Source organism: Rhodococcus sp. Chr-9, assembly GCF_000801125.1.
Lineage (GTDB): Bacteria > Actinomycetota > Actinomycetes > Mycobacteriales > Mycobacteriaceae > Rhodococcus > Rhodococcus pyridinivorans.
In genome coordinates, this window is record NZ_JTIZ01000071.1 from 181159 (window position 1) to 193790 (window position 12632).

The following is a 12632-nucleotide window of genomic DNA, read 5'->3' on the forward strand; positions in this document are numbered from 1 at the left end:
AATATCTCTACTGGGAAACACTCATGTGTTCCATTCTGCGGATTGCTCGGACTGTTCTGTGGGCCTGGAGTGACTCGCATGACACAGGCATCGACGGTCGCCGGAGCCGACGGCGGCGTGCGGAGCGTCGCCCGCGCGTTCGATCTGCTCAACGCATTCGACGCCGAGCACCCGATCCGGACGCTGCGCGAACTCGTCGGGATCACCGGGCTCCCCAAGTCGACGGTGGTGGACTGGCCGCTCTCGGATCGACCACCGAGATCACCGTCCGGGTCCGCCGTGCAGGCGAGATCGTGTGGGAGGGCACGGCACTCTCCCGGATCGACACTCCCCTCGAGTGGGAATGGCTGCGCGCCGGGGGTCTGTTCGACCACCTGCTGACCGAGCAGACGGAGCGGCAGCGCGCAACGCACCGCGATCCGGTGGGCGCGCACCGGTAGACGAGTGGATCGACGGGGCCGCCCTCCGAGGAGGACGTCCCCGTCGTCATGTCCGGTCCGCCGGAGCGACACGGGCGACGGTGCGCGCCCGCACGATCAGATGACGGAGCGGCGGGACGGAACCCTCCGCTCGACCGTTTCTCCGACCACCGTCGAGCTCGGCGCGCCGCACCCGGTACCGCTCGCGCAGCACCGCGGCGCGCAGGGCGGCGGTGACACCCGGGAAGCGACCCCGACGGCCCACCCCGACGGTGCCGAGGAGCAGGACGGCGGCCGGCAGGACTATCCAGGCGTACAGGACGGCGGCGGAGGCGATCGCCTCGGCGACGGCGTCCTCGTCGAGTGCCGCCCACACGATTCCCGCACCGACCACGACGTAGAGGGTGCCACCCAACGCCGCGGCCAGGACCGCGCCGACGTATCGGCGGAGCAACCAGCAGCGGACCGTCCACAGCACGAGGACGACGGCCGTGAACATCGTGATCGCGGACGTGACCACCACGAAGACCATGTCCGAGGAATCCAGGAAGGGCCCGGAGCCCGACTCGTCGTCGAACACCACGATCATGAGGAGCCCCGCCACCACCGTGACGACGGCCAGGACCGCAAGTTCGACGGCGAGCGCCGCGAAGGGGTGGCCGGCGACCCGCGGGTCGCCCGGTCGCAGCCTCGCCGCCGTGGCGAGCAGTTCACGTCGGCGCAGCAGCGACGCCTCCCGGCGCAGACGACGGCGGGCACCGACGCCGCGTTGGGTCGCGAGGAACAGGTCCTGGCTGAGTACCACGATCACGAAGACCGCCGGGAACAGCAGCAGCGCCGCCAGATCCACGGAGTGCGGGAGACCGTCGAGCAGCGCTGCGACGAAGGTCATCGTCGCTCCGACACCGAACACCGACCCGCACAGTTCGAGGTGCTCGAGGCGCAACGCCTCGGTCGATCGGGACGAACCCTCGGCGGCGATGACCGGCCCGAGCGACCACGCGATGAGATTGAGCGCGATGACGAGGGCGGCGAGGACCCCGAGAACAGCGGCGGCCTCGCCCATCGTGAGGGTGGTGAGCACGCCGCTGCGCACCGGCGTGGACCGGTCGTAGGCCAGTTCGTCGGTGCGGCGGGCGATCGCGTGGATCAGATTCGGCGCGAGCGCGACGGGCAGGTAGGCCAGCGCCGAGCCGAACATCAGCGCCCACACCCGGGTCCAGAAGCGCCGGCGGGCATGCGCCCCGCCGCGACCTTCGGAGTCGGTGGCAGTGGTGGTCACGGCCGTCCTCCTCCCGGGCACTACGGCGGTGATGCGACTGACAGTGGTACACGGAACGGTAGCCCGTGCCGGGAGTGCTCAGGAACACGACACGGGACGCCCGGTGCGGGCGTCCCGTGTTCGTGCTGCCGAGAAACGAGCCGAAGGTCAGGCGCGAGCCTTCTGCAGGTTCTCGTCGAGTGCGCCGAGGAACTCCTCGGTGGTCAGCCAGCCCTGCTCCGGGCCGACGAGCAGTGCGAGGTCCTTGGTCATCTGACCGGCTTCGACGGTCTTGATGACGACGTCCTCGAGCTGCTGCGCGAACTCGATGACCTCGGGGGTGTTGTCCAGCTTGCCGCGGTGCTCGAGGCCACGGGTCCAGGCGAAGATCGACGCGATCGGGTTCGTCGACGTCGGCTTGCCCTGCTGGTGCTGACGGTAGTGCCGGGTGACGGTGCCGTGTGCGGCCTCCGCCTCGACGGTCTTGCCATCCGGGGTCATCAGGACGGAGGTCATCAGCCCCAGCGAGCCGTAGCCCTGCGCGACGGTGTCGGACTGGACGTCGCCGTCGTAGTTCTTGCAGGCCCAGACGTAGCCGCCCTCCCACTTGAGGGACGATGCGACCATGTCGTCGATGAGGCGGTGCTCGTAGGTGAGACCGGCGGCGTCGAACTCCGCCTTGAACTCTTCCTCGTAGATCCGCTGGAACTCGTCCTTGAACATGCCGTCGTAGGCCTTCAGGATCGTGTTCTTGGTCGACAGGTAGACCGGGTAGTTGCGCTGCAGGCCGTACGAGAGCGAGGCGCGCGCGAAGTCCTGGATGGACTTCTTGTAGTTGTACATACCCATCACGACGCCGCCGTCCTCGGGGATCTGGCAGACCTCGTGCTGGATCGGCTCGCTGCCGTCCTCGGGCGTGAAGGTGATGGTGACGGTGCCCGGGCGGTCGACCTTGAAGTCGGTGGCGCGGTACTGATCGCCGAACGCGTGACGGCCGACGATGACGGGCTTGGTCCAGCCCGGCACCAGACGCGGCACGTTCGAGATGATGATGGGCGCGCGGAAGATGGTGCCGCCGAGGATGTTACGGATGGTGCCGTTGGGCGACCGCCACATCTTCTTCAGGCCGAACTCCTCGACACGCGCTTCGTCGGGGGTGATGGTGGCGCACTTGACACCGACGTTGTGCTTCTTGATGGCGTTCGCCGCATCGACCGTCACCTGGTCGTCGGTGGCGTCGCGGTTCTCCACGCCGAGGTCGTAGTACTCGAGATCCACGTCCAGGTACGGGTGGATCAGCTTGTCCTTGATGAACTGCCAGATGATGCGGGTCATCTCGTCGCCGTCGAGTTCGACGACCTTACCTTCAACCTTGATCTTGGACATATGCGTTTCGTGTCCTCCTAGGACGTTTCTGTAGGTCCCCAATCGACCGCACTTTGTGGGTGCGGTCGCCGTCGGCTCGCGAGCAGCGAGCATGGCCGTGTCCACGTCCTGAACCGCGGCCAAACATGACAAGCGTACTGCTATTGCCGACGACCGCAAAGCGCCTCGTCCCACCCTCACGCCCTACCGACCGGTAACTTTCCTGCTGGTCAGGGATGTTCAGAGGGTGCATAAAGACCCTGCAACGGAGAGTCGCTAGACTGCCGGGAAAGTCATGAGTGCCAGCGTCAAGCCCCGGCTTGCTGGCCGGCAACCCTCCGACCGGGGTGGGGTGCTCCGGGTGATGACACGGTCGGTGGAACCCCACCGACAAGCCTGTTGTCGGGAGGACTGAGATGATGATGTGCTGTCGCACCCAAGTCACGATCACACCTCCCATCACCGCCGGAAGGACACGATGACCGACATCCGCAGCCGGCGCTGCCGGCCCACCGCGAGCCTCGAGGCGGTCATCTCTTGACGGCGGGCACCGAGCGGCGTCGCGTCGAACTGCCCCCGGCAGACGGACGCCTCGACACCATCGACATCGGCGATCTCGCGCTCGAGAGCGGCGAGACGCTGCCGAACGTCACCGTCGCCGTGCAGAGGTGGGGCGAACTGTCCCCCGCCCGCGACAACGTGGTGCTCGTCGAACACGCCCTCACCGGCGACTCGCACGTCACCGGCCCCGCCGGACCGGACCATCCGTCCCCCGGCTGGTGGTCGGGCATGGTCGGCCCCGGTGCTCCGATCGACACCGACCGCTGGTGCGTGGTTTCGACGAACATTCTCGGCGGGTGCCGCGGCACCACCGGCCCCGGCAGCACCGCACCCGACGGCAAGGCCTGGGGATCCCGCTTCCCGCTGATCACCGTACGCGACCAGGTGGCGGCCGAGGTGGCGCTGCTCGACAGGCTCGGCATCGACGTCCTCGCCGCCGTGACCGGCGGATCGATGGGTGGCATGCGCACCCTCGAGTGGATCATCGCGTACCCGGAGCGGGTGCGAGCGTCGCTCGTCCTCGCCACCGGTGCCCGCGCGACCGCCGACCAGATCGGCACCCAGACCGCGCAGATGGCTGCCATCACGGCCGACCCCGACTGGCAGGGCGGCGACTACTACGGCACGGGGCGGCGTCCCGAAGCCGGACTCGCCATCGCCCGGACCATCGCGCACCTCACCTACCGGACCGAACTCGAACTCGACACGCGCTTCGGGAATCTACCCCAGGACGACGAGGACCCGTGGCGCGGCGGCCGGTACGCCGTGCAGAGCTATCTCGAGCACCAGGCGCGCAAGCTCGTCGCGCGTTTCGATCCCGGTACCTACGTGGTGTTGTCCGACGTGATGAACCGGCACGACGTCGGGCGCGGACGCGGCGGCGTCGAGGCCGCACTCGCGTCCACCCCGGTCCCGACGATCGTCGCCGGCGTCGACTCCGACCGCCTGTACCCGCTGCGCCTGCAGCAGGAGATCGCCGATCTGCTCCCGGGATCGGGCGACCTGCGTGTGCTCGTCTCCCGCGACGGACACGACGGATTCCTCACCGAGGCCGACGAGGTCGCGAAGCTCCTCGTCGAACTGATGAAGCTCGCCGAGGGCTAGTCGGTTCCCAGCGGGTCGATCGACGCGGCGAGCGCCACCACGATTCCGCCGACGACCATCATCGAGGCGACGTCGAACGCCTTGCCGCGTACCGCGAGGACACCGACCTTGTCCTCGTCGAGAGCCCAGCGGAACAGGCCGGCGAGGATGGTGGCGCCGCCGAAGACGAACGCTCCGCGTCGCCACCGATCGGCGATCACCAAGATCACCGCTGCCGCGATCACCAGGGTGACCGCGAGCAGCGGCAGGTTCAGACGCGTGAATCGCATAGCCTGAGCCATCTCGTCTCCCGGGGTCGTCGACCCGCTTATCGGGTCGCGAGCAGCTCGGCCCGCTCCACGACGTTGGTCAGCAGGAAGGCGCGGGTGAGCGGTCCGACGCCACCGGGGTTCGGGGACACGAAGCCCGCGACCTCGCGCACGTCCGCGGCGACGTCGCCGCGCAGTCCGTCCTCGGTGCGGGAGACACCCACGTCCAGCACAGCGGCGCCGGGCTTGACCATGTCCGCCGTCACCAGCCCGGGAACACCTGCGGCGGCGACGATGATGTCGGCGCGACGCACCTCTGCAGCGAGATCACGAGTGCCGGTGTGGCAGAGGGTGACCGTCGCGTTCTCCGAACGACGGGTCAGCAGCAGACCGATCGGGCGGCCGACGGTGACGCCACGACCGACCACCACCACGTGCGCGCCGGCGATCTCCACGTCGTAGCGGCGCAGCAGGTGGATGATGCCGCGCGGCGTGCAGGGCAGCGGAGCCTCCTTGCCGAGCACGAGCCGGCCGAGGTTGACCGGGTGCAATCCGTCGGCGTCCTTGCCCGGATCCATGCGCTCGAGCGCCGCGTTCTCGTCGAGATGCTTCGGCAGCGGGAGCTGGACTATGTAGCCGGTGCAGGCAGGGTCGGCGTTGAGCTCGTCGATCGCCTCGAACAGCTGTTCCTGGGTGATGTCGGCGGGCAGATCCTTGCGGATCGACGTGATGCCGACCTTCGCGCAGTCGTTGTGCTTACCGCGCACATAGGCCGCGGATCCCGGATCGTCGCCGACGAGGATCGTGCCGAGACCGGGCGTGACGCCCTTGGCCTTCAGCGCATCCACGCGGACCTTCAGGTCCTCGAAGATTTCGTCGCGGGTTGCTTTGCCGTCCAGGATCGTCGCAGTCACGTCGTTCATTCTTCCAGGCGCCCGTCCGGCGTCGAATCGCGGCCGGTACCGGAAACCGTCCGCGCGCCGGGAGGCAGGCAGTCCCGGGATAGTTCCGCGAAGGCTTCGGCGAGGTGCCGCTCGTACTGCTCGGGGTCGGGCATGCAAGAGTCCGAGGCCAGAAAAGACAAGGTGAGAACCTCGCCGAGCGAGGTCACGGAGTGGACGAGACCGTAGTTCCGGTTGAGCATCGGAGTACCGATCGCCTCGACGGCGGGACTGCCACCGAATCGGAGGCCCTCGACCGGCCCGCGCGGCACATTCGTCACGGTGGTGTTGGCCAGCGGCACCACGTCTCCCGTGGGCCCCACCCGCCCGCGGTGCGCTCTCCGGATCGTCATCGCCAGGTCGAACGCGGGCGATGCATCCACCGCCGCAACGGAGGCAGCCGACTCCGGACGCCGGATGCGCTGTTTCTCGAGAGCGGCCGACTCGTGGACTCGGCGGAGTCGCTCGCGCGGATCAGCCCGATCGAGGTGCAGGTCGACATACATGAGCGTGACCTTGTTCTCCGACTCCGCTCCCGCTCCGTCCCGGAGGGATCCCGGAACGATCGCCGCCGGTGAATCGGTGGGAATTTCCTCGTAGGATGCGAGGTAGGCGCGTAGTCCGCCCGAGACGACCGTCAGGATCACGTCGTTCACCGAGGTATCCGTGGCGCGCGCGACGGCACGCACCTCCGGCAACGGCATACGGACGACGCCGAGCTGCCAGGCGCTGCCGGCGTCGGTGTCGAAGCGGGTGCGGGGACGCTGCGGCCGGGGGGCGGTGATCTCCCCCGATGCGGTGAGACCACCCAGTGCTCGTCGAGCGCGACGTGCTGCGACCAGAGCCGGGAGCATCCTCGCGTACCGGAAGGGCAGCGAGACCGCCGCGCGGACCGGTCCCGGCACGGCGACGATGCGTCCTCCCGCCGAAGGGGCGGCAGCCGGATCGTCGAGCAGTGCACGAGCGATCTCGACGGCTCCGAGCCCGTCGGTCACCGAGTGGTGCAGGAGCAACGCGACGATGGTGGCGCCGTCGGGGAGGTCGTCGACACCACGGATGTCGGCCAGGACGTGCACTTCCCACGGGGGTGCGGACAGATCGAGGCAGCGTTCCTTCATCGAGGCGAGCAGCCGATGCACCTCGCTGCGTGAGGTCGGGCCGATCGTCTCGTACCGGACGTGATCGTCCGGATCGACGCCGGTCTCGACCCAGTACGGGAAGTCGAGGTTCGCCGGCACCCGGTGCAGACGGCGGGTGAGCGCCGGTGTGCGGTGCAGGCGCTGTCCGATCCAGGTGACGGCGTCCTCACGGGTGCGGATGGGAGCGTCGCCCGCTCGGGCGTCGAACACGTAGACACTCACCATGGTCGACGGCGGAGCCTCGGGGTCCGTGTCCTCCACGAAGACGTGGAGTGCGTCCCGCGCGGCCAGTCGGATTCCGCGTCGGCGTGTCATCGTGATGGTTCTCTCCCGGGTCGCCCGCTGCTGATGCCCTGTCGATTGAACCAGGTACCGCTCGGGGCCACACCCGGTCGACGATTCGCGTACACGAGCGCGGAGCGGTGTAATTCGGCCATGGCGCACCGAGTCGGATCGACGACCGGCAGTACACGAGGCCGGGCCGTGCGTCGCGTCCTGTTCGCGTTCGCAGGCGGCCTCGGCCATCTCGCACCGATGCTCCCGATCGCCGACGTCCTGCGCGGGGCCGGCCACCGCATCGGCGTGTGCGGGGAGGCGGACGCCCTCGCAGGCACCGAAGGCTTCGACGCGTACTTCCCCGAGGGGGAGACGACATCCGCTTCCGGTCGGTCCATAGGCACGCTCGCTCCTCCGGATCTCGACCACGAGTACTCGGTGATCGGCACCCACTTCGCCGGTGTGCTCGCGGCGCGACGATTCGACCTGGTCCGCGAGGTCGTCGACCGCTGGCATCCGGATCTGGTGATCTGCGACGAGATGGACTTCGGTGCGATGACGGCGGCCGAGCACGCCGCCGTTCCCCGCGTGGTGGTCGCCGTGATCGCCTCCGGAGCGCTCGTCCGGATCGACCGCATCCGTGAGCCACTGGGACGACTACGGGCCGCCCACGACCTCCCTTCCGATCACGAGTGCTCTTTCCTGTCACAGGATTTGGTCATCTCACCGTTCCCACCGTCGTTCCGTGATCCTGATGTCCCGTTGCCTCCCACAGCCGTCTCGACAGGGCCGGGCCCGTCGCTCGCATCCCGCGAACACCCTGCGATCGACTGGCTTCGAAGCGGCGAGGAGCCCCACCGCGTGTACGTCACGCTGGGTACCGTCTTCAACACCGAGTCCGGTGATCTCATCGTCCGTCTCCTCCGGGGGCTGCACCGACTACCTGCGCGCGTGCTCGTCACCGTCGGCCGGGACATCGACCCGGCCACCCTGCCGTCACCGGGCGGCAACGTCCGCATCGTGCGGTTCGTGCCCCAGTCGGCCGTGCTCCCGCACGTCGATGTCGTCGTAAACCACGGCGGATCGGGCAGCGTCATCGGTGCGCTCGCCCACGGCGTTCCGGTCGTCGCGCTTCCGATGGGCGCGGACCAGGAACTCAACGCCCGACGGCTGGTCGCGCTGGGCGCAGGGACCACGGTCGATCCCGTCACCGTAACCTCGGCGGAGATCGGAGGGATCACCCTCGACGCGCTGTCCTCGCGCTCTCTCCGCCCCGGCGCCGAACGGTTGCGCGACGAGATCGCACGATTGCCTCCCCCGGCATCCGTGCTCGCGCTGCTCGAGGATCGGATGTTCCGGTCCCGGCTGCGCTGAACCTCTCCGCTCACACGACGGAATAGCCGTTCGGCAACGCCATCCGACCGGTCAATGCCCGCAGCACGGTCGTGCCGTCGCCGAGTGCCAGAGCGATTCTCGCCGCCAACAGGGCGGACTGCTCGAGAACCTCGACGGGAGGTTCGTAGGGAACATCCGCGGCGGCGGCGATGTCGAGACCGTGGACGGCGAGTTCGAAGGTGCGTGTCGGGAGGTAGGAATGCAGCCGGATCCCCGATCCTCCGATCACCCGGATCAGACGATCCTCCCCGGTACCGAGCCGCTCGATCACCGCAGCCGACAGGGCACCGATCGTCACCACCGGGTCGTCACCGAGGTCGGCACCGGCACGCCGCCCGCGTTCGACGATGTCCTCCGCGCCGAGGACCGAGGTCAGTTCCTCGACGTGGACGTAGTACTGCTCCGCGCTCGCGAGGTCCTCGGTGTCGGCAGGACTGTCGAGATAGGTCATGACGGTCGTCAACGAGCGTGAGGTGTGTCCGATCAGTGCTCGGAGGTCCCACTCACCCAGGCCCGGACCGTCCCAGCGGCCCTCCGGCACGGCACGGACCAGTTCCGAGAAGCTGCGCACCGCCGAGACGTACGTCGCTACCGGTGACTCCATGCATCCCCCAGCGGTCGATACGTCGAACCACGACACGAGAATGAAAACACGCGTGCCCTCGCTACGCCGAGATCGGCGCTACGCGCGTGCGGGACGCCGGCGCGCCTCTGGCAAGCTGGATCGAGTGTTCAGAGTGATGTTCCACGAGCCGCGCATTCCCCCCAACACCGGCAATGCCATACGCATGGTCGCCGCGACCGGCGCGGAGCTGCACCTGGTGGAACCCCTCGGCTTCGACCTCTCCGAACCGAAGCTGCGTCGGGCGGGACTGGACTACCACGACCTCGCGTCGGTCACCGTGCACAGCGATCTGGGGGCCGCATGGGAGGCGTTGGCCCCCGAGCGGGTGTTCGCGTTCACCGCTCACGGCACGTCGAGCTACGCGGAGATCGAGTACCGGTCCGGCGACGTGCTGCTGTTCGGGCCCGAACCGACGGGCTTGTCGCCCGAGGTACTCGCCGATCCGCACATCACCGAGCAGGTCCGCATCCCCATGCTGCCCGGCCGACGCTCGTTGAATCTGTCGAATGCCGCGGCGGTCGCCTGCTACGAGGCGTGGCGGCAGCAGGGTTTCCCCGGCGCGGTCTAGTCACCGGCGACATACCGCCCGTATCCCTTCCACCGACCGGCTGACAGGAAACCGACAGGTAAGACACAGCGTCCCCACCGGATCGACGGCAACACTCGGTACCGAACCACCGAGCGAATCGTCGAAGGAGACGTCGACATGCCCCGTATCCCCGAACCCGTTTCCACACCGGCCGGACCCATCTACGAAGGACGCCTGCTCGATCGCCCCGCCGAGGACGTCGTCGACCAGGGTGCCGGTTTCGACATCACGACCCTCGTCACCCGGCGCCGGGTGCTCGGCCTCGTCGGCGCCGGAGCGGGCGCCCTGGCACTGGCCGCCTGCTCCACCGGCACCGCGAACACGATCACCACTGCCGGAACGACCGCGCCGGTGACCCCTGCAGACGAGATACCCGAAGAAACCAACGGGCCTTACCCGGCCGACGGCACGAACGGAATCAACGTGCTCGAGGAATCGGGGATCGTCCGCAGGGACATCACCTCGAGCCTCGACGGCGGGACCACCGTCGACGGTGTCCCGCTCTCGCTCACCTTCACCGTCACCGACACGGCGAACGGTGGCGTCCCGTTCGACGGGGTGGCCGTGTACGCCTGGCAGTGCGACGCGCAGGGCCGGTACTCGATGTACTCCGAAGGCGTCGAGGACCAGACCTATCTCCGAGGGATCCAGATCGCCGATACCAACGGCAAGGCGACATTCGAGACGATCGTTCCGGGCTGTTATTCCGGCCGCTGGACCCACCTCCATTTCGAGATCTACCCCGATGCCGCCTCTGCGACCGATGCGAACAACGCGATCGCGACCTCACAGGTCGCCTTCCCACAGGACATGCTCGACGCGGTGTACCGGCTCGCTACCTATCCGGGTTCGGCCGGCAATCTGGCCCGGATCGGAAACCCCGACAACGACAACGTCTTCGGGGACGGTTACGACCTGCAGATGGGGACGTTCACCGGCGACACCGAAGCGGGTTACGTCGGGACTCTGGCCGTCGCAGTCGACACGACAACCGAGCCCGCGCTCGGTGCAGGCGGGGGTGCACCGGGAGGTCCGGACGGACCCGGGAACAACAGTGTTCCATCCGCGGGTCGGCCGCCCGCCGGCGGAGGTCCCGGCGGCGGAGGNCGCAAACCGGCTCCGAAGCCTCGAACTGAGCGCGCTCCGTCCGCATACATCGACCCACCACCATCGAAGGACTCCACCATGTTGCACAATCTCACGGGCTGGCACGCCCTCATCGTCCTGGCGATCCTCCTGCTCGTCTTCGGAGCTGCCAAACTTCCCGCCCTCGCCAAGGGTGTCGGACAATCTCTGCGCATCCTCAAGGACGAAATCCGTGAGGAATCCACTCCGTCCCCGCAGGACAACGCCCCCACCGCCCTCGGCGAGCACTCGACGACCACCGTCACGAGCACCCCGGTTCCCTACCGACCCGCGTCATGACGGCCCGCACCGCCACGCGCGGCACGATGCCGCTCACCGATCACCTGCGTGAGGCACGACGGCGCGGACTTCGCGCGGCGGTGGCGCTGCTGGTCGGCGTGATCGGCGGTTTCGTCTTCGCCGATCAGGTCCTCGACCTTCTGCGCGCACCCATCGAGGAGTTGGCCCGATCCCGCCAGGCGAGCCTCAACTACGACACGATCACCGGAGCGTTCGACGTCGAACTGAAGATCGCGCTGTTCTCCGGGGTCATCGTCTCCGGTCCCGTCTGGTTGTGCGAACTGTTCGCCTTCGTCACCCCCGGACTGACCCGTCGCGAGAAGAAGTACGTGATCGGGTTCTCCGCGGCAGCCGCTCCACTGTTCGCTGGGGGGTGCGCCTTCGGTTTCCTGCTCTTCCCCCGCATGGTGAGCGTGCTCACCGGCTTCTCCTCCGACCGGGACAGCACCCTTCTCAATGCTTCCTACTACGTGGACTTCGTGATGAAGATCGTGCTGGCGACCGGGATCGCATTCGTCCTGCCGGTGGTGCTGGTGATGCTGAACTGTCTCGGGGTCGTCTCCGCGCACACCCTGCGCCGCAGCTGGCGCCTCATCGTCGTGGTCATCACCCTGTTCAGTGCTCTGGTCACGCCGTCCGCGGACGTGTTGTCGATGTTCCTGGTCGCGTTACCGATGTCGGCTCTGTTCGGCGCCGCTCTCGTGATCACCCGTCTGCACGACCGGAGGGCGGCACGTCGCGCTCTCACATCGCACGATCCCGATCTCGTCAGGGAGGAATCCACACCATGTTCGGCCTGACCCTCGAAAAACTGTTCCTCGTGGTTCTTCTGGCAGGAATCGTGATCGGCCCACAACGCCTGCCCGTCTACGCCCAGCACTTCGCCGGGACAGTCCGGGCCCTACGGCATCTCATCGACAAGACCCGCAGCGACGCCGAACGCGACATGGGAATCTCGTTGCGCCGCAACGAATGGCAATCACTCGACCTGCGTCGGTACGATCCTCGTACGATCGTGAACGACGTACTGCTCGAACCTGCCGCGCACCCGCCGGCAACACCGGCCGGCACCGACGAGATGATCGATCAGGCCCGGCACGTGCGTCCCGGCCGGAAGTATCTGGTCACCGGAACCGCGGCACACCCCCGGCGGATCCTCATCGATTCGCTCCCCCACGACGATCCCCGCCGCATCGCCGCCGAGACACGCCTCCCGACACACCCACCGGACGATCCGCCGGTGCCCGAGACGGACCCGGCACCCGGATCCGTGTCGACATGAGC

At 68.1% G+C, this 12632-nt stretch carries 14 protein-coding genes, 1 pseudogene and 1 riboswitch; of the genes and pseudogenes, 9 read left to right on the forward strand and 6 right to left on the reverse strand.

Annotation, left to right across the window (positions count from 1 at the left end; all coding sequences use genetic code 11):
- Nucleotides 1–78: 78 nt before the first annotated feature.
- Together QR64_RS25720 and QR64_RS25725 are read left to right on the forward strand one after the other, a co-directional pair.
- Nucleotides 79–180, forward strand: a pseudogene (locus QR64_RS25720) (IclR family transcriptional regulator); the annotation flags it as partial.
- Nucleotides 181–293: 113 nt separating this feature from the next.
- On the forward strand, nucleotides 294–440 hold the full coding sequence (locus tag QR64_RS25725; protein WP_200360280.1) for a hypothetical protein: 147 nt from the start codon (nucleotides 294–296) through the stop codon (nucleotides 438–440).
- Nucleotides 441–486: 46 nt separating this feature from the next.
- Here QR64_RS25725 and QR64_RS08380 read toward each other — a convergent pair whose 3' ends face one another.
- Both QR64_RS08380 and QR64_RS08385 read right to left on the reverse strand, forming a co-directional pair.
- Nucleotides 487–1701, reverse strand: a complete 1215-nt coding sequence (locus QR64_RS08380; RefSeq protein WP_039584848.1) for a hypothetical protein — start codon at nucleotides 1699–1701, stop codon at nucleotides 487–489.
- Nucleotides 1702–1848: 147 nt separating this feature from the next.
- Nucleotides 1849–3066, reverse strand: coding sequence for an NADP-dependent isocitrate dehydrogenase (locus QR64_RS08385; protein ID WP_039584849.1), 1218 nt, complete (start codon nucleotides 3064–3066; stop codon nucleotides 1849–1851).
- A 270-nt stretch (nucleotides 3067–3336) separates the two neighbouring features.
- Nucleotides 3337–3448: riboswitch (SAM riboswitch) on the forward strand.
- Between the two features lie 134 nt (nucleotides 3449–3582).
- Here QR64_RS08385 and metX point away from each other — a divergent pair.
- Complete coding sequence (gene metX, locus QR64_RS08390; protein WP_024101561.1) at nucleotides 3583–4710, forward strand: homoserine O-acetyltransferase MetX; 1128 nt, start codon at nucleotides 3583–3585, stop codon at nucleotides 4708–4710.
- Here metX and QR64_RS08395 read toward each other — a convergent pair.
- From QR64_RS08395 to QR64_RS08405, 3 genes are read right to left on the reverse strand one after another with little or no spacing between them, the layout of a single operon-like run.
- On the reverse strand, nucleotides 4707–4991 hold the full coding sequence (locus QR64_RS08395) for a DUF3017 domain-containing protein (RefSeq protein WP_033097065.1): 285 nt from the start codon (nucleotides 4989–4991) through the stop codon (nucleotides 4707–4709). The two genes, metX and QR64_RS08395, sit on opposite strands and share 4 nt — an antisense overlap.
- A 26-nt stretch (nucleotides 4992–5017) precedes the next feature.
- On the reverse strand, nucleotides 5018–5872 hold the full coding sequence (locus QR64_RS08400; protein WP_006550113.1) for a bifunctional methylenetetrahydrofolate dehydrogenase/methenyltetrahydrofolate cyclohydrolase: 855 nt from the start codon (nucleotides 5870–5872) through the stop codon (nucleotides 5018–5020).
- 5 nt (nucleotides 5873–5877) lie between these two features.
- Nucleotides 5878–7353: a wax ester/triacylglycerol synthase domain-containing protein gene (locus QR64_RS08405; RefSeq protein ID WP_039584851.1), complete on the reverse strand. Its 1476-nt coding sequence runs from the start codon at nucleotides 7351–7353 to the stop codon at nucleotides 5878–5880.
- Between the two features lie 120 nt (nucleotides 7354–7473).
- Here QR64_RS08405 and QR64_RS08410 point away from each other — a divergent pair, with 120 nt between their 5' ends.
- Entirely contained in the window at nucleotides 7474–8688 is a 1215-nt protein-coding gene (locus tag QR64_RS08410) for a glycosyltransferase (RefSeq protein ID WP_052227245.1), read from the forward strand.
- A 10-nt stretch (nucleotides 8689–8698) separates the two neighbouring features.
- On the opposite strand, the gene QR64_RS08415 is transcribed toward QR64_RS08410, so the two are convergent.
- On the reverse strand, nucleotides 8699–9313 hold the full coding sequence (locus QR64_RS08415; RefSeq protein WP_039584853.1) for a maleylpyruvate isomerase N-terminal domain-containing protein: 615 nt from the start codon (nucleotides 9311–9313) through the stop codon (nucleotides 8699–8701).
- A 124-nt stretch (nucleotides 9314–9437) separates the two neighbouring features.
- On the opposite strand from QR64_RS08415, the gene QR64_RS08420 reads away from it, so the two are divergent.
- The 5 genes from QR64_RS08420 (at nucleotide 9438) to QR64_RS08435 (ending at nucleotide 12630) form a co-directional block, all read left to right on the forward strand.
- Entirely contained in the window at nucleotides 9438–9902 is a 465-nt protein-coding gene (locus QR64_RS08420; protein ID WP_006550110.1) for a tRNA (cytidine(34)-2'-O)-methyltransferase, read from the forward strand.
- Between the two features lie 138 nt (nucleotides 9903–10040).
- Nucleotides 10041–11029, forward strand: a 989-nt coding sequence (locus QR64_RS08425) for an intradiol ring-cleavage dioxygenase (RefSeq protein WP_235367056.1), incomplete at its 3' end; no start/stop codon positions are given.
- 79 nt (nucleotides 11030–11108) lie between these two features.
- Nucleotides 11109–11348 (forward strand): twin-arginine translocase TatA/TatE family subunit, encoded by a 240-nt coding sequence (locus QR64_RS27310; RefSeq protein ID WP_006550108.1) that lies wholly within the window; start codon nucleotides 11109–11111, stop codon nucleotides 11346–11348.
- On the forward strand, nucleotides 11345–12148 hold the full coding sequence (gene tatC, locus QR64_RS08430; protein ID WP_006550107.1) for a twin-arginine translocase subunit TatC: 804 nt from the start codon (nucleotides 11345–11347) through the stop codon (nucleotides 12146–12148). The genes QR64_RS27310 and tatC overlap by 4 nt, the downstream gene beginning before the upstream one ends.
- The gene (locus QR64_RS08435; protein ID WP_006550106.1) at nucleotides 12136–12630 is read left to right on the forward strand and encodes a hypothetical protein; all 495 of its coding nucleotides are present in this window, start codon (nucleotides 12136–12138) and stop codon (nucleotides 12628–12630) included. Before tatC ends, QR64_RS08435 begins: the two co-directional genes overlap by 13 nt.
- Nucleotides 12631–12632: the final 2 nt, after the last annotated feature.

Bases quoted from the DNA above. Each gene is read 5' to 3' on its own strand.
- QR64_RS08385 (WP_039584849.1), bottom strand. From the start codon at position 3,066: ATGTCCAAGATCAAGGTTGAAGGTAAGGTCGTCGAACTCGACGGCGAC.
- QR64_RS08395 (WP_033097065.1), bottom strand. From the start codon at position 4,991: ATGGCTCAGGCTATGCGATTCACGCGTCTGAACCTGCCGCTGCTCGCG.
- QR64_RS08405 (WP_039584851.1), bottom strand. From the start codon at position 7,353: ATGACACGCCGACGCGGAATCCGACTGGCCGCGCGGGACGCACTCCAC.
- QR64_RS08410 (WP_052227245.1), top strand. From the start codon at position 7,474: ATGGCGCACCGAGTCGGATCGACGACCGGCAGTACACGAGGCCGGGCC.
- QR64_RS08415 (WP_039584853.1), bottom strand. From the start codon at position 9,313: ATGGAGTCACCGGTAGCGACGTACGTCTCGGCGGTGCGCAGCTTCTCG.
- QR64_RS27310 (WP_006550108.1), top strand. From the start codon at position 11,109: ATGTTGCACAATCTCACGGGCTGGCACGCCCTCATCGTCCTGGCGATC.
- tatC (WP_006550107.1), top strand. From the start codon at position 11,345: ATGACGGCCCGCACCGCCACGCGCGGCACGATGCCGCTCACCGATCAC.
- QR64_RS08435 (WP_006550106.1), top strand. From the start codon at position 12,136: ATGTTCGGCCTGACCCTCGAAAAACTGTTCCTCGTGGTTCTTCTGGCA.